20 protein-coding genes are annotated in these 25,226 nt (G+C 43.4%); 17 read left to right on the top strand and 3 right to left on the bottom strand.

The window, feature by feature from the left end; genetic code table 11:
• Nucleotides 1–55 precede the first annotated feature (55 nt).
• The 3 genes from HBAL_RS12890 (at nucleotide 56) to HBAL_RS12880 (ending at nucleotide 4,131) form a co-directional block, all read left to right on the top strand.
• The gene (locus tag HBAL_RS12890; protein WP_015828385.1) at nucleotides 56–1,537 is read left to right on the top strand and encodes an aldehyde dehydrogenase; all 1,482 of its coding nucleotides are present in this window, start codon (nucleotides 56–58) and stop codon (nucleotides 1,535–1,537) included.
• Between the two features lie 4 nt (nucleotides 1,538–1,541).
• Nucleotides 1,542–2,309: an SDR family NAD(P)-dependent oxidoreductase gene (locus HBAL_RS12885; RefSeq protein WP_015828384.1), complete on the top strand. Its 768-nt coding sequence runs from the start codon at nucleotides 1,542–1,544 to the stop codon at nucleotides 2,307–2,309.
• Between the two features lie 175 nt (nucleotides 2,310–2,484).
• Nucleotides 2,485–4,131 (top strand): alpha/beta hydrolase, encoded by a 1,647-nt coding sequence (locus HBAL_RS12880; protein ID WP_015828383.1) that lies wholly within the window; start codon nucleotides 2,485–2,487, stop codon nucleotides 4,129–4,131.
• Nucleotides 4,132–4,141: 10 nt separating this feature from the next.
• On the opposite strand, the gene HBAL_RS12875 is transcribed toward HBAL_RS12880, so the two are convergent.
• Both HBAL_RS12875 and HBAL_RS12870 read right to left on the bottom strand, forming a co-directional pair.
• Nucleotides 4,142–5,122 (bottom strand): bile acid:sodium symporter family protein, encoded by a 981-nt coding sequence (locus HBAL_RS12875; RefSeq protein ID WP_015828382.1) that lies wholly within the window; start codon nucleotides 5,120–5,122, stop codon nucleotides 4,142–4,144.
• Between the two features lie 45 nt (nucleotides 5,123–5,167).
• Nucleotides 5,168–6,001 (bottom strand): DODA-type extradiol aromatic ring-opening family dioxygenase, encoded by an 834-nt coding sequence (locus tag HBAL_RS12870; protein ID WP_015828381.1) that lies wholly within the window; start codon nucleotides 5,999–6,001, stop codon nucleotides 5,168–5,170.
• A gap of 206 nt (nucleotides 6,002–6,207) precedes the next feature.
• Between HBAL_RS12870 and HBAL_RS12865 the strand changes: the two genes are divergently transcribed.
• From HBAL_RS12865 to HBAL_RS12820, 10 genes are all read left to right on the top strand, one after another.
• Complete coding sequence (locus tag HBAL_RS12865; protein ID WP_015828380.1) at nucleotides 6,208–7,302, top strand: acetamidase/formamidase family protein; 1,095 nt, start codon at nucleotides 6,208–6,210, stop codon at nucleotides 7,300–7,302.
• Between the two features lie 133 nt (nucleotides 7,303–7,435).
• A complete protein-coding gene (locus HBAL_RS12860; RefSeq protein ID WP_015828379.1) occupies nucleotides 7,436–9,751 on the top strand; it encodes an acetamidase/formamidase family protein in 2,316 nt (771 codons plus the stop codon).
• Between the two features lie 147 nt (nucleotides 9,752–9,898).
• Nucleotides 9,899–11,110 carry an aromatic ring-hydroxylating oxygenase subunit alpha gene (locus HBAL_RS12855; RefSeq protein ID WP_015828378.1) on the top strand — a complete coding sequence of 404 codons (1,212 nt, stop codon included), beginning with the start codon at nucleotides 9,899–9,901 and terminating at the stop codon, nucleotides 11,108–11,110.
• A 1-nt stretch (nucleotide 11,111) separates the two neighbouring features.
• Nucleotides 11,112–12,134, top strand: a complete 1,023-nt coding sequence (locus HBAL_RS12850) for a helix-turn-helix domain-containing protein (protein WP_049763148.1) — start codon at nucleotides 11,112–11,114, stop codon at nucleotides 12,132–12,134.
• A gap of 48 nt (nucleotides 12,135–12,182) precedes the next feature.
• Nucleotides 12,183–12,671 carry a VOC family protein gene (locus HBAL_RS12845; RefSeq protein ID WP_015828376.1) on the top strand — a complete coding sequence of 163 codons (489 nt, stop codon included), beginning with the start codon at nucleotides 12,183–12,185 and terminating at the stop codon, nucleotides 12,669–12,671.
• A 5-nt stretch (nucleotides 12,672–12,676) separates the two neighbouring features.
• Nucleotides 12,677–13,960, top strand: a complete 1,284-nt coding sequence (locus HBAL_RS12840) for an MFS transporter (RefSeq protein WP_015828375.1) — start codon at nucleotides 12,677–12,679, stop codon at nucleotides 13,958–13,960.
• 1 nt (nucleotide 13,961) lies between these two features.
• Nucleotides 13,962–14,900, top strand: a complete 939-nt coding sequence (locus HBAL_RS12835; protein ID WP_041301610.1) for a ribokinase — start codon at nucleotides 13,962–13,964, stop codon at nucleotides 14,898–14,900.
• Nucleotides 14,897–15,724 (top strand): SDR family NAD(P)-dependent oxidoreductase, encoded by an 828-nt coding sequence (locus HBAL_RS12830; protein WP_015828373.1) that lies wholly within the window; start codon nucleotides 14,897–14,899, stop codon nucleotides 15,722–15,724. Before HBAL_RS12835 ends, HBAL_RS12830 begins: the two co-directional genes overlap by 4 nt.
• A gap of 181 nt (nucleotides 15,725–15,905) precedes the next feature.
• Nucleotides 15,906–16,985, top strand: coding sequence for a TauD/TfdA family dioxygenase (locus tag HBAL_RS12825; RefSeq protein WP_015828372.1), 1,080 nt, complete (start codon nucleotides 15,906–15,908; stop codon nucleotides 16,983–16,985).
• 184 nt (nucleotides 16,986–17,169) lie between these two features.
• Entirely contained in the window at nucleotides 17,170–17,763 is a 594-nt protein-coding gene (locus HBAL_RS12820) for a malonic semialdehyde reductase (protein ID WP_015828371.1), read from the top strand.
• Nucleotides 17,764–17,789: 26 nt separating this feature from the next.
• Here HBAL_RS12820 and HBAL_RS12815 read toward each other — a convergent pair whose 3' ends face one another.
• Complete coding sequence (locus tag HBAL_RS12815; RefSeq protein ID WP_015828370.1) at nucleotides 17,790–18,686, bottom strand: DMT family transporter; 897 nt, start codon at nucleotides 18,684–18,686, stop codon at nucleotides 17,790–17,792.
• A 388-nt stretch (nucleotides 18,687–19,074) separates the two neighbouring features.
• On the opposite strand from HBAL_RS12815, the gene HBAL_RS12810 reads away from it, so the two are divergent.
• The 4 genes from HBAL_RS12810 (at nucleotide 19,075) to HBAL_RS12795 (ending at nucleotide 25,159) form a co-directional block, all read left to right on the top strand.
• Nucleotides 19,075–20,217, top strand: coding sequence for an MFS transporter (locus HBAL_RS12810; protein ID WP_159098039.1), 1,143 nt, complete (start codon nucleotides 19,075–19,077; stop codon nucleotides 20,215–20,217).
• Between the two features lie 307 nt (nucleotides 20,218–20,524).
• Nucleotides 20,525–22,834 carry a TonB-dependent receptor gene (locus tag HBAL_RS12805; protein WP_015828368.1) on the top strand — a complete coding sequence of 770 codons (2,310 nt, stop codon included), beginning with the start codon at nucleotides 20,525–20,527 and terminating at the stop codon, nucleotides 22,832–22,834.
• Nucleotides 22,835–22,984: 150 nt separating this feature from the next.
• Nucleotides 22,985–23,779: a TauD/TfdA dioxygenase family protein gene (locus HBAL_RS12800; protein WP_041302343.1), complete on the top strand. Its 795-nt coding sequence runs from the start codon at nucleotides 22,985–22,987 to the stop codon at nucleotides 23,777–23,779.
• A gap of 171 nt (nucleotides 23,780–23,950) precedes the next feature.
• A complete protein-coding gene (locus HBAL_RS12795; protein ID WP_015828366.1) occupies nucleotides 23,951–25,159 on the top strand; it encodes an NAD(P)/FAD-dependent oxidoreductase in 1,209 nt (402 codons plus the stop codon).
• Nucleotides 25,160–25,226 lie beyond the last annotated feature (67 nt).

Below are 25,226 nucleotides of genomic sequence, written 5' to 3'. Positions count from 1 at the left end.
TTTAATAGGGCGTTGGATGAAGTTTTTTGTCAGCGTTTCTGTAGGGAGAGAGTATATGCTGAGCTATGAAAAACTATTTATTGATGGCGCTTGGGTTGCCCCGCTGGATGGATCAATTGAAGAGACAATAAACCCTGCAACTGGCAAGCCTTGGGCAAAAGTTGCGTTTGGTGGGGCTCGAGACATTGATAAAGCAGTTGAGGCAGCAAAGCGGGCATTAAGTGGACCGTGGGGAAAAATGACAGCAATAGAACGCGGTACATTGCTACGGCGTTTGGCAGATCTCTACCAAGCAAATGCAAATGCACTAGCTGAATTGGAGACGAAAGATTCAGGCCGCGCGCTTCGAGAATCGAGGATGGATGTTGGCAGTCATCATCAATGGTATCGTTGGTTTGCATCTGTCGCTGAAACGAGACGTGGGAATACTATTCCGATAGATGACACTGTTCACGCATATACATCGGAGGTTCCGGTTGGAGTCGTTGGGGCGATAACGCCGTGGAATGTACCTCTTATGATAACGGCTTGGAAGTTGGCACCGGCTTTGGCCGCTGGCTGTACTATTGTGCTAAAACCGGCTGAACAAACGCCTGTTACAAGTTTAGAATTTGCACGGCTGGTAGAGGAGGCTGGTTTTCCTCCAGGTGTTGTGAATGTGGTTCCCGGAATTGGGAGCATAGCGGGCGCTGCTCTTTCTTCCCATCGCGATGTAGATAAGGTTTCATTTACCGGCGAAGGGCAGACCGCGAAAACTATTCTGCAAAACAGCACTGGCAATATGAAACGCTTTTCATTTGAGTTAGGAGGGAAAGCCCCTCACATCATTTTTGAAGATGCAGATCTCGAACAAGCTATAAATGCAGCCACAAATTCATCATGGGCGTTGTGCGGCCAAAGCTGTGCATTAGGAGCCAGAGTTTTAGTTCAACGGTCAGTTTACGAAAGAGTTGTTGAGGGGTTTGCGGAGCGAGCCAAACAGGTGAAAGTGGGGAATCCAAGTGATCCATCTATTCACATGGGGCCGCAAGCTCATGGTGAGCAACTCTCTAAAACACTTTCATATATTCAAAGTGGGGTGGACGAAGGGGCCCGACTTGTCTCCGGTGGGAAATGTCTGACAGAGGGTGATCTTGCAGGCGGATTTTTTATAGAACCAACTGTTTTTGCTGATGTTTCTAATAATATGAAGATTGCCAGAGAAGAGATTTTTGGTCCCGTAGCCTGCCTTATTCCTTTTGAAACAGAAGATGAAGCCATCGCAATCGCAAATGACAGCGAATTTGGTTTGGCTTCAGGATTGTGGACGCGGGATATGGGGCGTGCTCATCGCGTATCATCGCAAATTAAGGCCGGGATGGTTTGGGTAAATACCTACAGATATATACGCTGGTCCACACCTTATGGAGGAATGAAAGCGAGTGGCTGGGGGCGTGAAAACGGTCTGGAAGCGATGAGCCAGTATTTGGAAGTTAAAACCACCATTATGAGTACAACTAGTCGTTTCCCCAATGCTTATGCAGTAGAAAAGGAATAGTAAAATGCGATTAAAGAATAAGCTTGTTGTTGTGACTGCTGCGGCATCCGGAATTGGTAAAGAAGGTGTACTTCGTTTCATTCGAGAGGGTGCACGTGTTGCTGCAATTGATGTGAATGCAGATGCGCTTGGGGCGTTGGTGCTTGAGATTGGTGATGATACGAAAATAGTGACTATCACTGCTGATCTTTCGACCCCCAAGGGGGCTAAAGATAGTATTGATAGTGCCGCTGAATTGCTTGGGGGCATAGATATATTGTGGGCTCATGCAGGCACACCAGGGCCTGCTAAAATCGAAAACTTAGATATGAAAGCTTATGATTTTTCATTTGCTTTGAATGTAACATCAGCGGTCATTGCTTCTGACGTTGCAGCAGAATATATGCGTGCTCGAGGCGGTGGTTCATTGATTTTTACATCTTCAGTTTCGGGCTTAGTTGGTTCCATGTTCAGCCCTCTCTATTCAACCGCTAAATTTGCAATAGTGGGGTTGGCAAAATCATTGGCCTTAGGGTTGGCGAAAGATGGTATTCGCGTAAATGCTATTTGTCCGGGATTAACGGAAACGCCAATGATGAACGGCTTCATTAGTCGGAAGGGAGACCCTACAGAGTTAGAGGAGAATGGAGCTGTATTTAAGAAATCTATTCCTCTTGCTAGGTTTGGTCGTCCAGAAGAAATTGCAGACGTTGCGCTTTGGTTGGCCTCAGATGAGAGCAGCTATGTTACTGGAGTAGCGCTTCCTGTTGATGGCGGATATAGCGCAAGATAGGCGCATAGGCTTCGTTATGATGAAACACATCTGATAAAAGGTGTGTTTCATTTTACCCATATTAGAGGCGATTTACCCAAAGAAGTGATGTCGAGAAATTGACGTATCCATTAATGTTTCTTGAGGCTCGCTGGGGTGGGGGGGCGATAAGTATTATAAAGGCTTGTGACGAGATATGGCTGGTTCTGATATTGCAATTATATTGTCCATAATTGGATTTTTAGGTGCATGGCTAATGCGGCCGTTATCTTTTCGCAGCTGTGTTTTACTGCTGTTTGCTTGTGTCGGCGTTCTTTCATGTGTGTGGGGTATGATGGAAGATCGTTGGCAGGCTAAAGACGCTCTGTTTGTTACGGTCGGATTTGTTTGTGTTGCTCTGTTTGTTTTAATAAGAAACAAACCTCGAAAAACTGGTTTTCCCTTTGTTTCTGGAAGTGTTTTCTTGATATGCTCAAGCTTTGGGCTGTATCAACTGTATCTGTTTCCTATAAGTTCTATTCCTAAACCTACAGGTGATTACATTGTAGGGGTAAGGGATTTTGAACTTGACGATACTAGCCGACTTGGAGTCTTAGGTGTTGATAGCAATGAAGAGCGACGCTTGTTACTTCGCGTTTGGTATCCTGCACAAGATAAAGCGGGTATAAAGCGCGCGCGCTATTTCAGGACGAAGGAAGTTGATCATACAGCAAAAGGTATTGGAACGCTGTTTGGGAAGCCTGAATTGCTCACACATTTAGGACATGTGCGAACCAATTCATACGAAAATGCTCCTGTTTTAGAAGGAGCATCTGATCTCCCTACTATTTTGTATAGTCATGGCTATTTAATGTATGCTGGTCAGCATGAAGCTTTGATGGAAAACCTCGTTAGCCATGGCTATGTTGTTTATGCAATTCAACATAGTCGCGATTCATCTTCGACTGTTTTTCCGGATGGTGATGTCGTTGAAATGGATATGTCTATTTTTGAAGATGCTTCAGTGCAAACCAAGACTGAAGAAATGATCGCCTCTCTTTCTGGCAATACTTTTGATGAACGTATTCAAGGTGTGATTGGATCTTCTGCTCAAATGTTTCCATACGATGGACGTTTTTTGCAGAGCATACCTGTTTGGTTTAAAGATAGACTATTTGTTCATAACCAACTTGCTGAAGGTAAAGTGCCGGAAAGTGTGCGTGACATCGTACAGATCAGTAATTGGGAAAAAACTGGTCAGATGGGGATGTCTTTTGGCGGATCAGTAATTGGGGCGATATGCATGGTTGATAAACGCTGTGCAGCAGGCGTGAATATCGACGGCAGGGATTTCCACATACAAACGATAGCCAACGAGATGCCCGTCCCGTTTTTGATGATCCATTCTGATTTACAAAAATTTTATGCCTCTGAAGGAGTTACACCTCCAGGGAAGGGAAAGACTGAAAATGATTTTTCATACGAACGGTTAGATAAAATAGGTCTTAAAGACGATTTTTATCGGATGGAAATCCAAGGAGCCCATCACATGGGAATGTCGGATCTTCCATTATTCATCCGTGATCCGCTCAAAACAGAGTTTGTTGGAGAAACGCCTGTCGAGGTGATTATCCGAGGCCAAAATGATCTTATACGCAGTTTCTTCGATAAATATTTAAGGGACATGAGCAATGATTTTCCGGTTTCTCAGTTGGAGCCATATAAAGACTGGATTACAGAAATAGATCTGACAGAGCTTCGTGAGTGGTGGTTGGCGCTGGAGTCTGATGTACGTATTGATATAGAAAATCAGCTTAAAGATTTAAGAGCGCGAGAAGCACGTGAAATGGGAATAAATGACTAGCTGTGTTGCTTCAATCATTTGTCTCCATTGCTTTATCGGCATATTTCCGAGCTAGGGTTGCGCAGGCAATAAGCTGTAGTTGATGGTATAGCATTAAGGGCAACATTATGAGCGCTAATTGCGGTGAGCCTGCAAATAAGATTTGAGCAATCGGTGCTCCATTCGCTAGGCTTTTTGTTGAACCACAAAACACTGCGGCAATTTCATCTTCAAGGGACAAATTTAATTTTCGTGCTAAAAATGTGGTTGTTGTGATTGTTAGCGCCAGAATAGTCAGAACAATTATTGCAGTTAAACCAAATTGCATCGCTGAAAATTGCGACCACACATTTTCAATCGTGGACTTTGCAAACGAGACATAGATGATGAGGAGAATGACGCCACGGTCTAATCGGTTGAGTATCCATTTATGTTTGGAAACGACTTTCTGTATGATGGGACGAGCAAGTTGTCCTAGGATAAATGGGGCCAATAGTGTTTGAGCAATGTCTTGAACTGACGATAGGAGTGACATGTTCCCCAATGCTGAAGTACTAACTAAAGCGATGAGGGTTGGGGTTATAATCATCCCAAATAAGCTGGATAGAGTTGCGTTAAATACGGCGACAGGCACGCTGCCTCGCGCTAGCGCTGTCATAGCGATGGATGAGGATATAGTGGAAGGTAAGGCCGTGAGAAAGAAAATTCCTAACCTCAATTCCTTGGCTAAAACATCTCCAGTGCTGTAATATATTGCAAGACCTAATACTGGAAAGAGAATGAAGGTCGTGGCTTGAGTTAAGCCGTGTGCTTTCCAGTTTTTTAGGCTTGCTACAAGTTTAGATGGTTCAAGGTTTGCTCCATGTAGAAAGAATACGAGCGCAATCCCAATTTGAGTTACCAGCGTCAAATCAATGAAAAAATCTGGGCTAGCAGGATATGGAAATAGAAAAGCCAACAATACAATGCAGAGCATGGTGAGGACAAATTTGTCCGGTAAAAACTTCTTCATAATCGTCTCAATTTAGTTTTGCATTGTGGGCTTGAAATTGTTTGTTTAGCCAAATCGGAATCCGGATATGGTGGCTTCCATAACAGAGTCTGAAAAAACCTTTTGACCGATATCCTCGCCGCCTGCGCCCAAGGCAACCATAAGCGGAATGAAGTGTTCCTCTCTAGGGTGAGCATTCAGAGCTGCATCTCCAGATTGCCAGTTGGACAATGCATTTTCTCGATCCGATCTCTTAGTATGGGTCAAAGAATCTGTCAGCCACTTATCAAATTTTATTGATGGCGATGTCGCTGCTGGGGTGAAGAAAGCGCGCATGTTATGATAACTCATACCACTCGCGATGATTAGCACATCTTCATCTCGCAATGATTCTAGTGCCTTGCCTGCTTCGATATGTTGTTGGGGATCAAGGTTTGAGCAAACAGACATTGAAACTACCGGAATATCCGCATCTGGAAACGCAACAAGTAAGGGGATGAATACCCCATGATCGAATCCTCGTTCTTCATCTATTTTACTTGCTATTCCAGCTTTGGATAAAAGGTCTGTCACTTTGTGCGCTAATTCTGGGTGTCCCGGTGCAGGAAAGCTTAATTCATAAGTGTGGGGCGGGAACCCAGAGTAATCAAATATCATTTGGGGTTTTGGGGCGGCCGATACCGTAAATACTTTTTCTTCCCAATGAGCTGTGATGATTAAAATTGCTTTAGGCTTTCTTGGGAGGAACGATGGAATAGATTCTAGCCAGCTTTTAGTTTTATTCCATGTGTCCGCTTTCCCGCCCATCAAAGTCCAATCCATAAAAAAGCATGGTCCACCGCCATGTGGAATAAAAAGAGAAGGCATACGAGGGGAAGCAGTTGAATTAGTATTTTCCACTAGAAAACTCCGGTTTTAGTATAGCTTCAGGTGTACCCATTATCATTATACACAGAGGGATGGTCTTGATCTGAAGCGCCCGTAAATTTTACTAGGAAGGGTTTTAAAAAGATATTCAAGTATTTGTGCGTTTTTTAACAAGACGCTTCTGCTGCTTTCGACGTTTTCTATTCTCAACAAAATTGAGTTCTGAGAAGGAAAATAAAATGGCCCTCATCTGTGATCATGGTGAACAAAGAAAAGACACAAAACCTGGTGCCTTACACACTTTGAAAGCAACGCCGGAAACAGTGCATTGGGGGTATTTTCATCCTAATATAAAACCTGCTCTATATGTGAAAAGTGGTGATCTAATTCAGGCTGAAGCCATTACGCACCACGCTGGAGATGCGCCTGAATTGATGATGGATGAAGGTGTAAAAGCAATTTGGATGGGGGTAAAACCCGAAGATCGTGCTCCTGGTGTACACATTATGACTGGCCCTATCCATGTAGAAGGGGCGGAACCGGGTGATATGCTTGAGGTGCGCTACTTTAAGATGGTTCCGCGTTGTAATTATGGTTCCAATTTAGCTGCAAACTGGGGGCACTTGTATCAGGAGTTTGGCGAGAAAGAGAGGGTTACAATATATGAACTCGACCCCAATGCGAACACTGCTGCAGCATTGTATGCGTATGATTTTGAAGGAAAGTACTTAATTCCAGGTACAATCACGCATTGCCCAGATTGCGATAAAGAGACTGCATTACAAGGTGTACGTATTCCGGCACGACCGCATTTAGGTACGGCTGGTGTTGCGCCAGCAGTTGATGAACGCGTCAGTACTATTCCACCGGGGGCACATGGTGGGAATATTGATAATTGGCGCATCGGTGCTGGCTCAACAATGTATTACCCGGTGCAAGTTAAGGGAGGTTTATTCTCAATTGGAGACCCGCATGTCAGTCAAGGTGATGGTGAGATTAGTGGGACAGCGATAGAAGCATCTCTAGATGTGTTTTTCCAAATTATCGTGCGCAAAGACTTTAAATTTCCAACACCGCTATTGGAAACAGATGAGCATTGGATTGTACACGGATTTGATGAAGACCTGAACAAAGCTATGAAAAATACTGCGAAGGACATGCTTGAGCTTTTGACTGACCATCAGGACCTTAGTGCAAATGACGCCTATTCTTTGATGAGTGTAGCAGCTGACTTTGGTATCACTCAGGTTGTTGATGGAACGCAGGGAATTCATGCAAAAATAGACCGGGGTATTTTTCCAAACAAAGGCTCAGTCAAAGATCCGGATAGTTAATGCCTAAAAACTAACCATGCGCACAAATAGGAGCATCTTCAAAAGGTAATTTTGTTGACTTAGTTTGGTGGTTGGAGGCGAGATTAGGCTTGGATTTATAGGGGGGAGAGTTTAGTATAGGCAGGAACTGAAATTGCAATTTACCACCAATGCCTACCCGAAGCAGCAGCGCAAAGATGCTTGGAATTTTGTTCTTCAGAGGTTCTCATTATCTCTGTTGATGAGTGATGAAGAACCCTATGGGGAGTTGGCGAGTTTCAAGACAGGGCAGAATATCCAATTCATAAGAATTGCTTGCACCTCTCAAACAATTGCGATGAATTTGGATGAGGGCCAGCCTTGTTTTTGGATGATTTTAGCACTTGAAGGAGGGGTAACTGTAACTTCTTCCAAGAGTTCTAAGGATATAAAAGAAGGTGACATTATATATGGTGGATCAAACACTCCTATCAAACTGACTCTCTTAAAGGAAAGCCGCTTTCTAATTATATGTGTTCCAGACACATTACCGGTTTTGAAGTCACGTGTGCCACTTCAAAAAGATATATCGAACCTTGTCTCTGAGACGACAATGGGGCGGATGTTCTCGGGATTATTGAGATCTGTTGCAGATGTGATTGCAGATGTGACCGATGATCAGCTGCGCCCCATAGAAACAGCTCTACCAGAATTTATTGCTGCGACTCTTATAAACAATGCGCCAGCGAAAGAGTTGGGAGGTGCTGCGGGTGCGAAAGCTGCTCTGTTGGAGCGCATATTTCAATCAATAGAAATTCGCCTAAGTGATCCTGATTTGAACGTTTATCAGATCGCGAAAGAGCAAGGCGTTTCTACTCGGTATCTTCAGAAATTATTTGAAACAACAGGGGATAGTTTCAGTCATTTTGTGAAAGATCGGAGACTGGAAAGGTGTCGACTGGATTTAAGAAGTCCATTGCATGCGCAGCGCACTATTTCGGAAATTTTGTTTCAGTGGGGGTTCAATGACTCTGCATCCTTTAGTCGTGCTTTTAGAGAAAAGTATGGCATTAGTCCACGAGATTATAGGCGGGCACCACCAGAGGAAATTGAAGTCAACCCTGTCCTCCAGCGTGGTCGCCCTGAAGGTCTAAAGGATCAAAAAATAGATAAGGAATTTTCTTATTCAGATTTGGAAGAAAATAATGATCATGATGAAGAGAGTGTTGAGGTTCAAAACTCAGTACGTCATCATCATCTACCTGCAACCCCCGAGACTATCCATTGGGGGTACTTTTCGAGCGCTTTGAAACCTGCTGTGACCGTCCAATCGGGCGACTATGTAACAATAGAGGCTCTAACACATCACGCTTATGATGATTACGAGCGCATGATTAAGGGGGATCCTGGTGCGGAAGCCGTTTTTGAATGGACTGCCGACCACAAGGCAGTCGATAGGCGTGGGGCAGGTCCGATGGATGCGACTTCAGAGGGGCGAGGGGCTGGAGAAGGGTATGGAGTTCATATTTGCACGGGACCAGTAGAAATTGCTGGAGCTAAACCTGGTGATATAGTTGAGGTACGAATCCTTGATATTAATCCACGACCTAGTGCGAATCATCGTTATGCAGGTCGCAGTTTCGGGAGTAATCTAGCGGCATTTTGGGGTTTTCACTTTAGCGACATTTTGACCGAACCAACTCATCGTGAGGTTGTGACTATATATGAGGTTGAAAAAGAACACGGCCGTGCCTGTGCGCATGCTGTCTATAATTATCGGTGGACGCCTCAGACTGATCCATTCGGTGTTTTACATGAGCGATATGACTATCCAGGCGTTCCTGTTGATCATAGCAAAATTGAAAAAAACTATGACATACTTCGCAATGTTGAAATTCCAATCAGACCGCATTTTGGTGTAATTGGTTTAGCGCCCCCGGTGAACAAGCTGGTCGATTCCGTGCCTCCTTCAAATTTTGGAGGGAATTTGGACAATTGGCGTATTGGTCCGGGAACGAGCCTGTTTTTGCCAGTAGGTGTCGATGGGGCGATGTTGTCTATTGGTGATCCTCATGCTTCGCAAGGAGACTCGGAGCTTTGTGGAACTGCAATTGAGTGTTCAATGACTGCCTTGATACAGCCTATTTTGCATACATCAAACAATATGCGGGGCTATATCAAGGACCTAGATTACCCATTATTAGAAACAACCACAGAATGGGTGATATTCGGGTTTAGTCACCCTGATTACTTAAAAGAATTGGGTGTGAATGCTCAGTCCGACATCTATAAAAAATCTTCTATTGATCTGGCTATGAGGGATTGTTTTAGAAAGGCGCGCAGGTTTTTAATGTCTGCAAAAACTCTCAGTGAAGACGAAGCGATTTCTCTTTTGTCCGTTGGGATCGATTTCGGTATAAGCCAAGTTGCAAATGGAAATTGGGGTGTGCACGCGGTCATTCGCAAAGAGTTATTCAATGGCGGGGATTAGTATCTCCGAATTGGTGATATTGTTGAATTTTAAACCTAAGATAGCAATAAAAGTGCCGATGTAAAACTTCTTGTGCGCGTACGGTCAAGTAATAGTTCTAAGGGTTGGTAGTTTGTATCCATTGATTTTTATTGTGGATGCAGACAAATGCCTAAGTATGATGCTGAGTTTTTTAAAAGTTTAGATAGCTCCATTCTCGATGTTTTAGATGGAGAGACCCTTCCGCCGGAGTGTTATACTGATCCTGATTTCTATGAGTTCGAAAAAGAATCTTTATTTTCGAAGGAGTGGCTTTGTGTTGGGCGCGAGTCTTGGGTTGGTGAAGCGGGAGATTATTTTACAACTCAGATTGCGGATGAGCCAATTGTTGTTGCGAGAGCTAGGGATGGCAACCTCTACGCTATGAGTTCAGTTTGTCAGCATCGTGCTATGTTGGTCGCTGAAGGGCATGGAAATACACGTGGGTTCGTTTGTCCATACCACCATTGGACCTATTCATTGAAGGGGGATTTGGTTGGAGCTCCGGCTATGAATAAGACGTGTAATTTCGATAAGAAAGAGCACAGTCTTCCCAAGTTCAAGGTTGAAGTCTGGCTTGGTTTTATTTTCGTTCACTTTGACATTAATGCTGAACCTTTAGCGCCGCGACTTGAGCAAGTTACTAATGCTATAGCTGGATATGACCTCGAGAATGCTGAGGGGCCGAGACCGGGAGATGCACCGCATTTGCAATGGAATTGGAAGGTGATGTTCGAAAATAATAATGACGGATATCATGCTAGTCGGCTCCATCAGGGCCCGTTACACGATTTCGTGCCTTCAGAACAAGCCAGTTTTCCAAAAGCACCTAAGGGCGCTGCGGGTTATTTGCGTTTCAATGGTACAACCCATGCTGATGCGAGTTTTAATCCCACTCAGAAGGCTGTGTTGCCTGTGTTTGCTGGTCTTAATGAAGAACAACGCAATCGGATGACATTTGCAAACATCCCGCCAACACTTTCTCTTGTTCTAACCGCTGACATGGTCATATATATGATCTTGCGTCCTACAGGTGCAGGTAGCCTTGAGATGGATACAGGTGTTCTTGTGGCACCGGGTGCAATGGAGGATGCTGCCTTTGAGCCTAAAATGGAGATGATTATGAACTCCACGCACCACATCATCGCTCAAGATTGGCATGTTGATGAATTGGTACAAATCGGGCTTCGATCACGTTTTGCCAAGCGCGGAAGATATTCATGGCAGGAAAGTGCTCAACAACAATTCAATGAATGGTTAGTAGATCGTTATAAAAGTCATTTCTTTGAACAAGCACCAAGAATTTTTGAAAGTGAGGTCAATTCAGAGATGGTTGACTAAGGTGGACGCGAATGAAGCTGGAGCCAGAGAAATCTGGCGATTTTCCACTCGAGCTGTAAACTGCAAACAACGAAACGCTGTTTGGTCGGATGCAATGAGGCGATTAAAATTGCCGTTTGCTCCAGATTCTCCTTCAGTACCAGTGGATGGACGAATAAGCGTTGTTGCAACGCCTATGGGTGTGCAATTAGCGAGAATAGAGGCAAGTCCACTCATCATAGAAGGTAAGGAAGCCGACCAAGGGCCAGGGCTTTGGTTGTTGCTTATTTCTGAGGGCGAAGCTGAGTTTAAATCAAAAGACCTTTGTGCTGCGATTAGGCCAGGACGAGTATTGTTTGGTGTGACGCGACATGATTCCAAACTCGAACTCAAAACTTCTTGCCGGATGATATTTATACGGATTCCAACGCTGGTGATTGGTCGTAGAATGCTAGCACCTTTACGAAATAATACAGGCTTATTTAAGGGTGAAAATAGTCTCGAACGAATATTAATTTCTCTGCTGCAAGAGATTTATAATGAGTTGGAAAAATTCACGAAAGATGAGCTTGCGGCCATTGAAACTTCTTTAGTGGATATTATCGTAACGGCTCTTGCGACGTCTGGTGGGGGGAGAAGCAAAGGCGGGGCGATGGGCGCGAGGGCAGCTCATTTTGATAGAATCTGTCAAATGCTTGAATCTTTGCTTGGGGAACCAGAGCTTACACTTGATAGAGTCGCGCGAGAGACTGGGGTCTCGCCTCGATATTTGCAAAAGATATTTTCTCAAGAAAATTATAGCTTTAGCATGTATGTGCGGGAGCGACGGTTAGAGCGTTGTTATGCTGATTTGATTAGCCCTCTCTATTCCCAGCAATCAATTACACAAGTTGCTTTTCGATGGGGCTTTTCCAGTTCTGCTCATTTTAGTCGAACTTTTCGTGAGAGATTCGGTGTTTCTCCCCGTCAACATCGACAAAAATTGGGTGTGAAGTCGGCGTCTAGTATCAAAGAATTGGGCCTAAATTATCAAGATGGTGTTTAGTGATTGGGCTAGTGTTTACGGATAAGTATAGAATTCAGAGAGTCCAAAATGACATACCCAAATACCTTAATTTTCGTTGATCTAATGGCAGAAGACCCAGCCGCTGCTGGTGAGTTTTATGCAGCAGTGATGGGGTGGGAAAATGATCCACGACCTCATGGTGTATTTCATCGAATGGTTCCAGGACAAAACTTTAAGCTAGCCAATGGTGAACAAAGTGAAGTTGGAAACCTGCATTTGGGAATAACTAGCTCTCTAAATGCGCGGCCTCATCCTTCTCCAGATGGCGTGGAACCAAGAGAGGTTTCAGAAGGACGTAAATCACGCATCTATGTGATGGTAAGTGATGATGATTCACATGAGCGCATTCTGGGTGAAGCCGAAAAACGAGGTGCGACCATACTTTGGAAAGATCACTATTGGAAAGAGTTTAACGGCTTTAATCATGCGTTTCGTGACCCTTGGGGCAATGAAATCATCCTTTGGGTAAAAGGTGGCGATAATCCTGTTATCCCGCCAAGTTATACTCAGGAGTAGGATGTATGAGTATCCATAAGCAAGCTTCAAACGGGATATCCTCACTGACTATGAAGCGCGCGAGATCACAAGTTCTGTTTGCATCTACAATCGGAAATATTGTGAGTTTTACGCCGACAGTTAGTGCTGTTTTTAGTTTGTTTTTGGTGCCTATCTCTACCGAATTTGGGTGGCCGCGTGCAACCGTATCAGGTGTCTTGGCGCTTGTTTCGCTAATTGCTGTGTTTGTATATCCTTGTGTGGGGCGGCTATCAGATATTTATGGCTCGCGTAGAGTTATCTTGGTTGGTAATTTATTGTTTGCGCCAGCTGTGGCGATGGTTGCATTGGCCAATGGAAGTGTTTGGCAGTTCTATCTCCTGTTTGCATTTGTTGGGTTGGCTGGTGCAATTCCTAGTACTGCCGCTTTGTCAAAAGTGGTTTCAGAATGGTTTGACGACAAGAGGGGTTTTGCGCTCGGTTTGACTGCTGGTCTTGGTAATGGGCTGGGGTCTACCATTATGCCCATTATTGCTGGTATTTTGATGGTCAATATTGGCTGGCGCGGTGCTTTCGTCGGTATAGGAACAATTATTATCTGCTTAGGGTTTCCGGTTTTGTTTCTTTTCCTACGTGAAGCAAAGAAACATGCAGTGGAAAACATCACTCCCGAGGAAAAAATTGAGGAAGCTGCACCGCTGCCAGGCTATACGCTAAAGGAAGCTGCGAGAATGCGGGTATTCTGGCTAGTCCTTGTGGCTATTGCATTAGGCGCAGGGTGTGTGACTGCTATTTTTACCCACGTGGTGTCCATGGTGATGGATCGCGGGTTTGAGTTGTCTGTTGCAACTGGAGTTATCTCTGTTTTTGCCATGGTTGGCGCAGGCTGGCAGGTAGTAACAGGTTTGCTTTTAGACAAATTTTACACGCCTAAAATTGTGTCTCCAATGTTCATCGTTGCTATCGTCGGGCTGCTACTCATTGAATATGGGACGAGTATTCCTGCGGTGTATTTAGGCGGTGTTTTGATGGGCATCGGGCTGGGGGCAGAATTTGGGTGTCTTCCATTCTTTATATCTCGTTATTTTGGATTGAAAGCATATGGAAGCATCGTTGGAGTCGTGTATTCGGTGGTGATTTTTACCCAAGGTGTCACTCCGTTTTTGATGGACCTCATGTTCGATGTTTTTGGAAACTATAATGCGCCTGTTTCGATCATGTCTGTCTGCCTGCTTCTAGGGGGCGGATTTATATTGATGTTACCAAGTTTTGGTGCACGCGAACAATTTGAAGCGAAGTTTGAAGTGTAAAATGGGAAAATTATCAGTGATTGGCAGCGTCAATCTAGATGTTGTTGCAACAGTTGAAAATCTACCTAGACCCGGTGAAACCGTAATAGCTAGTTCGTTGGAATATTTTTTGGGTGGAAAGGGTGCCAACCAAGCTGTGGCTGCTCAAAAGGTAGGGGTTGAAACGGTTTTTTATGCATGTATCGGAGACGATTCTGAAGCATCATTTCTAGTCGACAATTTGACAAAAGTCGGGGTGGATGTTGCGCAGGTGAAAACCAAGTCGAAAACATTTTCTGGTCGCGCTTATATCAACGTTGATCATGCTGGTGAAAATGAAGTTGTTGTTTTGCCGGGTGCGAATGCGGAACTTGAATTTGATGAAAGCAAATTAGATGACGCCACGGCGGTCGCGTTGGCGCAGCTTGAAACTGCAATCGAGCCGACTGTTCAATTTTTTAAGAGTTGTCAAAAAAAACATGCGATGACTATTTTGAATGCCGCTCCGTTTGTGGCTGAAGCGCGACTAAAATTATTTGAATTGTCAGATATTATTATTGTCAACGAAGTTGAGTTGGCAGGGTATTGTGGCGTCGATGAAATTCCTGAAGACGTGGAAGATATTATACTTCTACTCCGTAGTTTGATCAGTCGAAATGATCAGGCTGTCATCGTTACGTGCGGCGCTGCTGGTGCTCTTTGTGTTCATGGTAAAGATGTCATCGTTGTAGCGGCTCGGTTTACACAAGTCGTCGACTCTACAGGCGCTGGTGATTGTTTTTCAGGTGTGCTGGCGGCAGGTATCGTTCAAGGGCTTTCACTTAAAGAAGCTCTACAGCGTGCAAGTATCGCTTCTTCATTATCAGTTGAGAGCAAAGGTGCGAGTGCGTCTAGTCCATTCTTGGCTGACATTGAGGCCGAAATTCAAAAAAATCAAATAACTGAGGGAGCTGAAACTTGAGTAAGAAATGGATGATTACCGGAGCCAATAAAGGGCTCGGATTGGCTTTGTCCAAAGAAGTTTTGGCATTAGGGGATGCAGTTTTTGGTATCATTCGCGGTGCGGATGATTGTGAGGCGTTTGAGACACTTAGTCCTGGACGGAGTCATGCTATTCAATTGAGTGTTTCTGATTTTGACAAAGTCGCTTTGCAACTTCATCAAACTCTCAGCGAAGTTGGGGCGATAGATATTCTCGTGAATAATTCAGGGTATGGTCTTACGGGAGCGCTTGAAGAAACTGAGATTGAGCAAATTCAAGACCTGTTTAACGTCAATGTATTTGGTGCAATTGCTGTGATCCAAGCAGTTCTACCTTTCATGCGCAAAGCAGGTCATGGGCATATTATTAACATTACCTCCGTGAGTGGTTTGGCACCGTGGGCAGGGACGTCTGTATATGGAGCTTCTAAGTTTGCGTTAGAATGCATTGGTCGTACATTGCGCGATGAAGTTAAACCTCTGGGGATTGACGTGACAAATATTGCGCCGGGGGGCATGAGAACGCACTTTGCAGGCGGATCCTTAAAAGAGGCATCTGGTAATATCGCAGATTATGCGGAAACCGCTCATTTGGCACGTCAAACTTTGAAAGCACATCAAGGCGAAGAGCCGAGCGATATTTTCAAAGTAGCGAAAGCCATTATTGCAACTGCCGAAAAGACAGACCCACCATTTTTACAGGTTTTAGGTGAAGACGCTTTGAACTATGCCACGCAGCATTTGAAGGAATTACATCAAGAAATTGAAAAAGGTCGAGAGTTGGCGATGTCGACTGCAGTTTAGTTGCGACCGATGCAATCAGCCTAAAAGGATATGAAATAGAATTTTTGTATGAGAAAGTTTTCATGCGATTTTAGACAAGAATTTTCTTTCATACCCGGTATATTTTTTTGAAAACATTGTCTCTGAAACAATAAATTTGGACAGAGTCATTTGATCTTATAATATTGGAGTAAATTACATTATGTCGACAGTATCAGAACTTACCCCGGTGCAAGGATCAGCCGCTTGGAGAGGGGATACTCTGGGCAAAGGGAATGAATGGATTTTTCAACTGTCTGATGCGCAGATAGATGAATTAGAGGCACTTGGTTCGAAATTTGTGAATGATGATCCAGACCTAAGGTTTGTGACAGCAGAGGAGTATCCACTCAAGCAGTGTGCCGATGCTATAAATGCATGGGGCCATGACGTGGATTATGGGCGTGGTTTTGTTCTTGTTCGCGGGCTACGCACGCATTTGTATTCTGATGCGTTGTCGGCTGCGATTTACTATATTCTTGGGTTGCACATGGGAGATCCAATTCGTCAGAACGAATTGGGAGACGTGATTGATAACATTTACGCGACTTCAGATAAAACCATGGATGATCCAACAGCTTTGTCATCCAAGGTCAAAGATGAACTTACTTATCATTCTGATAGCTCTGATATTGTTGCATTGATGTGCCTGCGGCCAGCAAAAGATGGAGGTAAATCTTGTCTCGTATCAGGCGCTGAAATTTACAATGAAATCTTGAAACGCAGGCCAGATCTAGCGCCTTTACTGCTTGAGCCATTCCATTGGGATTGGAGGCGACAAGATCCCAAAGCGCCTGCAAATTCCTATAGCTCACCTGTGATTAGCTTGGAAGAGGGCGTATTTAGTATGTATGCAGGATCTTTATACGTGCTCACAGCGCAAGAGTATCCTGAAGTGCCGCGTTTAACGCCAGAACAGATTGAAGTGCTAAACCTGTTTGACGAAATTACATATGAACCGGGTATGGCAATTGAGATGGATTTCCGTCCCGGCGATATACAGTGGTTATCAAATTATGCCGCTTTGCATTCGCGCACAAGATTTGAGGATTACCCGGAGCCTCAGCGTAAAAGGCATTTATTGCGCTTATGGTTGAGCCGTGATGCGGGGCGACCAGTCGTTGATGGCTTTGGAAAAAATGGTGTTGTTCAAGTTCGACAAAAGCCGCGTGAAGGTGTTGTGGAGGACAATCTGGGAAATTTCAAAATTACTGAAGCAGCCGTACCGCGAATTATTTTATAAAACTCAATTCCATTGATTTCTATTGAAACTGTATTTTGCAATAAGGGGCTGAAGTCATATCTTCATGCCCCTTTTAAATTTTTTAGGGCTGACACTATCAAGTCTGAGTGCGGTTGTTCACAAGACTATCTAAAATCATGTGAATTATTTGTCCGTGATAGCATATGAAAAGGAACTTTTAATCGTGGAATATTCATCACTAAAGCAAGCCAGTTTAGATAAGTTGTTTCTTGAGGCGCGCACCTATAATGGCTGGAAGGATAGAGTTCTTTCGAAGGCTGATTTTGAAAAGATATATAATCTAACCAAAATGGGGCCAACAGCAACGAATGCGTCTCCCGCACGGTTTGTTTTTGTTTCCACTGAGGATGGTTTTAAACGTCTCAAACCACACCTATCCAAAGGAAATCTCGATAAAACAATGGCAGCAGGGGCATGTGTTATCGTAGGTTATGATCTGGATTTTGGAGAAAAAATTCCTGAACTATTCCCACACTTTCCTGGCGCTGCTGCGTGGTTTACTGATCCAAAAGTGCAATATGAAACAGCCTTTAGGAATTCAAGTTTGCAGGGTGGATATTTGATAATGGCTGCGCGAAGCCTTGGTTATGATTGTGGACCTATGTCAGGTTTTGATCACGACGGAGTTGATGCTGAATTTTTTGCCGGAACCAACGTAAAGTCGAACTTCCTGATAAATATTGGTGCTGGAGACCCTGCTTCTATTAAAGGGCGATTGCCTCGGTTGTCTTTTGAGGATGCCTGCTCAATAGCGTAATCGTCGTGTGTCCCCATATTTCACCGTCATGATGTATTAGCGGTGCTTTGTTTGTTTCCTAAATTTTGTAAAGGCGTAAATTTCCATAATCCGGCACATAAAATTAATGTGAGGCCAGCAATTGTGGGGAGGTCAATTGGGTCATGGAAAAGGAAACTTCCATAGCCGACCGCCCAGATGATTTGTGAATATTGTGTGGGGGCTATTAAGTTTGCTGGTGCATTCCGGGATGCAAATATAACCATAAGGTTTCCCAACGCGATAAAGGTTGCGTAGGAAGCGATATATGGCCAAAGCGACATGGCTGGCATTTCAAAAGTTGGTATGACAAAAATACTATTGAAAGCAAGTGGCAATAACGTTGCTGCGCCAAAGTGAGATATTGTCCGTTCTTTATCCTTCAAGTGACGCAAAATCACAAATACACTGGCGGATGTAAATGTCAGGGTGAATGCCGCTAAATGTCCTATTGAAAGCTCGCGTAGACCTGGTCGTAAGACGATCATCGTCCCGGCAAGACCAATTGCTATTGTGATCCATGTCGAAAGGTTAACTTTCTCCTTGAGGAAGATCATAGAAAGTATCGAAATCATAATTGGCATTAGGAATATCAGTGAGAATGCTTCAACAATTGGAAGAAGCGTAAAGGCGACAATGCCTGATACAATACCTATGGTTTGTAATACGCCTCGCAATATCCAAAGTTTTGGATTTTTGGGGCGGATGAGATGGATCATCTTGTCGCTTTTGTCTTTCATGATTGGTGTCAACAATAACGAAAAGATACAGGCCAGAAATCCCAACATAAATGGAGAAACGCCTCCAGCCATTAGGCGGACAATTGCATCTTTGGTTGCAAAAAATGCAAAACCCGCCAAGGCGAATACAATGCCTCGAGTAATTGTTGATGGATCTTTATTCACATCGAATCCGATTCAAATTTATGAAAACCCCTAGGTCTAAGTGTCGGGGTAACGGGGCGTCTCTCGGTTAGAGTACTTGATTGTCTTGTGAGACTTATTTCGTCGATATTCTTTACCGCATGCGCATTATAAATTGATCGTCGCTGTTGATGATCAGCATTCCACTGGAGCGATCACACAAATTTTAGAACGTTCAGTATCAAGACTTGAGATGCAATTGCGTCAAAGTGAGCATGACTTAGTCAGTTACTCATCTGGCTTGTGGGGACGTACCGAGCCGTTCGAATGAATTGATTGGTTTGTTTTTAAATAAAATTTTAGAGATCGGTTTTATGACATGATACGAAAATGGGGTGTATTCACTATCCTCGTTGTTGGGTTCTTTTTTTTGAACGCAACAACTTTTTCATCGCTTGGTGTTGCGCTCCATAAAATGTCGGAAGAGCTTGGTTGGTCTTTTTCCGAAGCAGGATTAAGCTTTACGGTGTTGGGTTTGGCTGTGGGGCTGACCAGCTTTTTGCCGAGTATATTACTGAAATTTATCGGTCCAAGAGCGACCTTTTGCATTGGTTTTTTTATAATTTCTGTCGGCTTTTTTCTCGCTGCTTCGGCGATTCAGATTTGGCTGTTTTTCATTGCGCTTACTTTAATTGGAATGGGTTTTTCTTTAGCAGGTAATGTGACGGCCGTCTGGTTGATTGGGGGGTGGTTTCCAGACACAACGCCTAAAATGATCGGATTGTATCTCATGCTGGGAGGTATTGGTGATATTGCTGGGCCTAGTGTTGCTCATTATACGATGGACTTAGTCGGTTGGAGCCAGCACTGGTTGATTATGGGAGGAATAGCTTTTTTCCTTTGTGCCTTAGCATTTTTGGTAATTAGAGAGCTCAATATTACGAAGCCTTCCGAGAATAGGGGGAGGGCGAACGAAGGTGTTTCTGAGATTGCGGCATTGAAGAATGGATTTAAGGTTCCGGCTTTTTGGCTTATCGCCTCTGTAATCACATTAAATCTTGCGTCTGTGACCACAATACACTCTGTTGCGGTGGGGCATTTGGAGAGTTTGGGGATTGGGCCAAGTCTTGCTGCTGCATCTTTAGGGTTTATGGCGTTTGTGTCACTTGTAACTAAAGGTGTTGCAGGTAGCCTTTGTGAGCGCTTCACAACTCGGCATATGATGGCTGCAAGTATAGCGGTGCATGCTTTAGGTCTCTGCCTTTTTTCAATTGCTAGTTCGCCTATGGTTTTAATTATTGCTTCAATTTTGTTTGGGGCTGGTTGGGGTATTGTTGTTGTTGCGACGATGGTTTTGCTTGTTGAGATGTTCGGAAACCAATTAGGTGCTCAACTTTTGGGCGGATGCCATCAGATTTCATCGATAGCTGCATTCGCCCCTTTTGCTGCAGGGGTAACTGCGGACAAGCTTGGGACATTCGCGCCTATTTTGCTGCTTTGTGCATTTGGGTTATTTGTTTTAGCAATTGGAAGTGAATTTTTATTAAAAAACATGTATTCAATAAGTAAATAGCATAATTTTAAATTTGTCTCCTTTGTATGCTGAGGCATTTATTCTTAGTGTGAATTTTGTTAAGTATATATGTATTCGGTGTAAATATAAATCATTTCATATTGTTATGATTAAATATACATATGCATTGAATTGATATTTTTGTTTGCAGATGTCTTTGTAATAAATATACATTTTTTTATGTTCAGTATGTCACAAAAACGCAAAATATATGGCGCGTCCGATCAAGTAATCATCTCGTTGATAGACCTAAGATTAATTTAGTCAGGTGTTTTTTAATTGAGTTTAGGTGAAGAGGGATTGTGACATGACTTCGTTTAAAATGAGAATTCGAAATGGGGCTGCGGTTTTAGCTGTTTTGTTGGCTGCTCAAAATACATTGATAGCTACCGCTGAAGAAACAGAAGGTGCAGCTGTAGCTGCTGAACCTGATGATGTTAAGACAATGAATGCTATCACCATTTATGGTGAAAAAAATGAAACAACTTTGCAAGATGCTCCTATAGCATTGAGTGCCATAACGGATGAAATTTTAGCGCAAGCGGGTATCACAGATGCTAGTCAACTTAATGGCTATGTTCCGGGGTTGATGGTTTCGAAAAGTGGTGGGTCTGAGCGCATTGTGACTATTCGGGGAGTTGGTCAACAAACGCCAGAGAATTTTTCAACTGTTCCGGGTGTGTCTTTTCACGTTGATGGTGCATTCTTACCCAATTCCATCGCTCTAAATATGGGGTTTTTTGATGTCAACCGTATTGAGGTTCTTCGTGGCCCTCAAGGAACAGTGTTTGGTCAAAGTTCAACCGGGGGGTCAATAAATGTTATTACCAATCAACCTGAGCTGGGTGAGTTTGGTGGAGATTTTAAAGCAACTTTAGGTGATTATAACCACACTCAAGGGTTTGCCTCTCTCAACGTACCCATCGGAGAAACTTTCGCTGTACGTGCATCTGTTCAACAGATGTCCCATGATGGTTATGCTGAGGCAACCGGCATTCCCGGCGGTTATGAATTAGATGACGCAGATAATGAACATTATCGTCTTGCGGCTCTATGGTCACCTGTTGACGATCTTTCTGTAACGCTTTCACACACTTATTATAATGATAAACATAACGGTGGTGCTCTCAAAAATATTGATGATCCAGAACCGGATATCCGTGTTTTAACGCAGGATTTTCCTGCTAAATTTAAAATGCACTCAGGTTTAACGACTTTGAATGTCGATTATGATCTTGATTTCGGTACGCTGAAATCTGTTACAAGTTTTCAATCTTTGACACATGATCAATCTTTTGATGGTGACCGTTTAGATTTAGAGACTTTTGGTGGCTATGATCACGTCGCAACATGGTCAACTGAAGCTGATACTCTAATGCAAGAGTTGTCACTAAGTTCATTGCCTGATTCACCTGTCCATTGGATCGGGGGAGTGTTTTTCTCTCAATCTGAATCAAACCAATATGTTGTTGAATATAGAGACACAGACGCAACTTTTATCCCAGGTTTGCCTGTATTACCTAGAGATACTCTAGCAAGTGAGATTCCAGCGAATTTAGCTTATGAGAATATTGCATTTGTTGATCGTGAGGCTTTCTCTCCGTTCTTTCAAGTAAATGTTCCTCTTACGGAGCGTTTGAGCACAACATTCGGTGCGCGCTACAATGTTGATAAATATGAAGGGCGTTCAGCTAGCTATTACAGTGAGTTTTCGGAGAATGAATTTGATTCAAATACGTGGACAGGTAAAGTTGCATTGGACTTCAAAGCAACTGAAGATAATCTGATCTACACAAGCTGGTCACGTGGCTACAAACCGGGCGGACTGAATCCGGGTTCGAATTCTGCACTAAATGTAAAATCGACATATGAAACTGAAATAGTAGAAGCTATTGAAATTGGATCTAAAAATACGTTGCTGGGTGGCAATGCTTCTCTGAATGCGTCTCTGTTTTATAACAAATATGACGACATGCAGTTTATTGAAGAAGACCCAATTCCTTATTCTGGTGGTATTGGTAATATCCCCAGTGCTGAAACATGGGGATTGGAGATTGAGGGTAGTGTCCTTCTTATGGATGACCGTCTTCAGCTTGGAGGTAATTTGGCCTTGCTTGATGGAGAGATCTCTGAAGATTATTTAGCATTGGATCGTCGTTTGGCAGATGAAGCTGGTGATGCAGTAGTTGCCGCAGGTCTGACATATCCATGGTCGTATGATTGGTTTTTAGCACGTCAATCAGCAGCAGTGCAGGTAAATGGAAATACACCTCCAAACCTTGCTGATGTAACATACAATCTAAATGCGTCTTGGTTCCAACCAATTGGTGATCACGGAACATTCACCTCACGGCTAGAGCGTTTATATGTTGGTGAATATCAGGCAAGGGTCTTTAACACGACTGGCGCTGATGATGTCCCGTCATATGGTATGTGGAATGCCTACTTCAAATATGAACCTAATGATCAGCCATGGTACTCATCCGTTTCATTGACGAACATTACAGATGAAGAGGGTGTTGCTGGCCGATTTGTTGACCCTTATTCAAGTGGAACAATCAGTAACGAATACGTTGCGCCACGTATGTTATTGGTCACTTTTGGATACGAATTTTAAGCTTATAGCTTAGATCAGTCACGCACCGCTCTTGTTCCAAGGGCGGTGCGTAATCGTTGTAGTTTTATCATCTTGTCAAATAGGTCGTTTATAAGAAAGGCAAGCTTTGTGTCTAAATCTTCGGAAAAGAAAAAATATCAGAGTTTTTCAGTGAAACGTTTAACTCCCTATATGGGGGCTGAACTGTCTGACATTGATTTGGAGCAAGCTATCGGGGACGAAGCTGCGGAAGAATTGCGTTCAGCATTGACCCAATATCAAGTGCTAGGGTTTCGTAATCAAGAAATTAGTCATGAAGCTCACAAGACTATGGGCAAAATATATGGACCATTAGCAATCCATTTTGCTGTTCCTGGAATTGAGGAGCATCCTGAAATTGTTGCTATTCATGCAGATGCAGATTCGAAATATGTCGCAGGCGAGAATTGGCATGCGGATTTAAGTGCGAGTGATGAACCTCCGCTCGGTTCCATTCTTTATCTTCACACCGTTCCAGAAACTGGTGGAGATACATGTTTTTGCAGCATGACTAAAGCGTATGATGCATTATCGGATAAGATGAAGGATTATCTGGATGGCTTATATGCTATGCATGATAGTAATCCTGTGTATCATCGCTTGTTTAAAGATTATGATAAGCGGTATCCAGCGACTATTCACCCAGTCATCGCGCGCCATCCACGAAGCGGTAAAAAATTCATATTCGTCAACTCCTCGAATACCACTTACATCGAAGGACTACCAAAAGAGGAGAGCGATGCAATTTTGAATTTTCTCTTTGATCATATCAAAAATCCCAATTTTCAAATGCGTTTTACTTGGGAGCCTCATTCAATCGTGATGTGGGATAATTTGGCTGTGCAACACTTAGCCGTTTGGGATTATTTTCCAAATGTTCGGTCTGGATTTCGTGTGACTGTTGCTGGTGAAAAATTGTCTGCTTAGTCGAATAACTCATCATTGATGCAATTTGATCTTTTATGCTCGAAATGTTGTCTAAACACGTCTGTATCCATTTGATTTATTGCGCACAATCGCCTTTCTAGTAATGTTCTTTAACTTTATAAGCTGTTGCTTTTAAATAATTTTAAGAAATATTGTTAGGTCGAGAATGGTATGATTGTGATTATAGGAGCAGGTCAGGCAGGGATACAAACCGCAATATCTCTCAGGAAATATGGCTCAGAAACGGCAATTGTGTTGGTAGGTGAGGAAGCACATCCTCCCTATCAGCGCCCACCTTTATCAAAAGCTTACCTTAAAGGAGAAAGTGATTGCGAACGTTTGCACTTAAAGCCACTTTCTTGGTTTGAAACGAACAATATTTTATTGAAAATGAATAGCCATGTGCATGCCGTTGATTGCAAAATGAGCACGGTCATATTGTCGTCGGGTGAACAGATTGAGTATGATAAACTTGTGTTCGCAACCGGATCAGACCCGCATGTCCTTGCCGTCGAAGGGAAAGATTTGAATGGGGTCATGTCTCTTCGTAAGATTTCAGATGTTGATGCTCTGCGTCCCTATATCAAACCAGGTGTAAAAATTGCCATTGTTGGTGCCGGATATATTGGGCTTGAGGCGGCAGCTGTTTGTTCTGGATATGGCATGGAAGTGAGTGTTTTTGAAGCTGCAGACCGGATACTCACACGCGTATCTGGAGTGGAAGTCGCAGAGTTTTTGACTCAATATCACACTAAGAATGGTGTGACATTTCATTTTGGTGCCAAAGTTGTGGGGTTTGAAGGACGTGACGGGCATGTCTGTGGCATTCAGACCGAACATCATGGTGAGGTCTCTGTTGATATCGTGTTGATGGGGGTAGGAATACGACCTAATTCTGAAATCGCTGAGAGTGCCGGCATTGCTTGTAAAAATGGTATCCTAGTAGATGAAGATGCAAAGACTTCTGTCGATGGTGTCTGGGCGGCAGGAGATTGTGCAGCACGTCCAATTGTTCAATTGGGAGGCCACCATCGACTTGAGAGTGTTCATAATGCAATTGAGCAAGGGAATCTTACAGCAGCTTCTATTATGCAATTGCCTCGCCCTCGGGTCGATGTTCCTTGGTTCTGGTCTGATCAAAATGATTTGAAATTGCAAACTGCTGGCTTGCTTGGGGGCTTTGATCAATCGATTATACGTGGCAATCTTTGTGATGAAAAATTTTCTGTTTGGTACTTCTTAGGAGATAAACTTCTGGCGGTAGACGCAATAAATTCCCCACCCGATTTTATGGTTGGAAAAAAGCTAATTCAATCTCAGAAAGCCATAGATAAGTGGAAGATATCTGACACAGGATTGAGCTTGAAAGAGTTGCTATAAACAATGCTGCTAGGGCAAGGAATATCATTTCGGTAGTAGCTATTAGTAAAGAAATTCACCATCTTTA

This window comes from Hirschia baltica ATCC 49814, from assembly GCF_000023785.1.
GTDB lineage: Bacteria > Pseudomonadota > Alphaproteobacteria > Caulobacterales > Hyphomonadaceae > Hirschia > Hirschia baltica.
The sequence above is the reverse complement of the archived record's forward strand: the minus strand, read 5'-3'. Positions and strand labels throughout refer to the sequence as shown.

What these genes read in the sequence shown, in the direction of transcription:
- HBAL_RS12880 (WP_015828383.1), top strand. Translation starts at nt 2,485, where the DNA reads ATGGCTGGTTCTGATATTGCAATTATATTGTCCATAATTGGATTTTTA.
- HBAL_RS12805 (WP_015828368.1), top strand. Translation starts at nt 20,525, where the DNA reads ATGACTTCGTTTAAAATGAGAATTCGAAATGGGGCTGCGGTTTTAGCT.
- HBAL_RS12865 (WP_015828380.1), top strand. Translation starts at nt 6,208, where the DNA reads ATGGCCCTCATCTGTGATCATGGTGAACAAAGAAAAGACACAAAACCT.
- HBAL_RS12845 (WP_015828376.1), top strand. Translation starts at nt 12,183, where the DNA reads ATGACATACCCAAATACCTTAATTTTCGTTGATCTAATGGCAGAAGAC.
- HBAL_RS12825 (WP_015828372.1), top strand. Translation starts at nt 15,906, where the DNA reads ATGTCGACAGTATCAGAACTTACCCCGGTGCAAGGATCAGCCGCTTGG.
- HBAL_RS12890 (WP_015828385.1), top strand. Translation starts at nt 56, where the DNA reads ATGCTGAGCTATGAAAAACTATTTATTGATGGCGCTTGGGTTGCCCCG.
- HBAL_RS12855 (WP_015828378.1), top strand. Translation starts at nt 9,899, where the DNA reads ATGCCTAAGTATGATGCTGAGTTTTTTAAAAGTTTAGATAGCTCCATT.
- HBAL_RS12835 (WP_041301610.1), top strand. Translation starts at nt 13,962, where the DNA reads ATGGGAAAATTATCAGTGATTGGCAGCGTCAATCTAGATGTTGTTGCA.
- HBAL_RS12840 (WP_015828375.1), top strand. Translation starts at nt 12,677, where the DNA reads ATGAGTATCCATAAGCAAGCTTCAAACGGGATATCCTCACTGACTATG.
- HBAL_RS12795 (WP_015828366.1), top strand. Translation starts at nt 23,951, where the DNA reads ATGATTGTGATTATAGGAGCAGGTCAGGCAGGGATACAAACCGCAATA.
- HBAL_RS12885 (WP_015828384.1), top strand. Translation starts at nt 1,542, where the DNA reads ATGCGATTAAAGAATAAGCTTGTTGTTGTGACTGCTGCGGCATCCGGA.
- HBAL_RS12875 (WP_015828382.1), bottom strand. Translation starts at nt 5,122, where the DNA reads ATGAAGAAGTTTTTACCGGACAAATTTGTCCTCACCATGCTCTGCATT.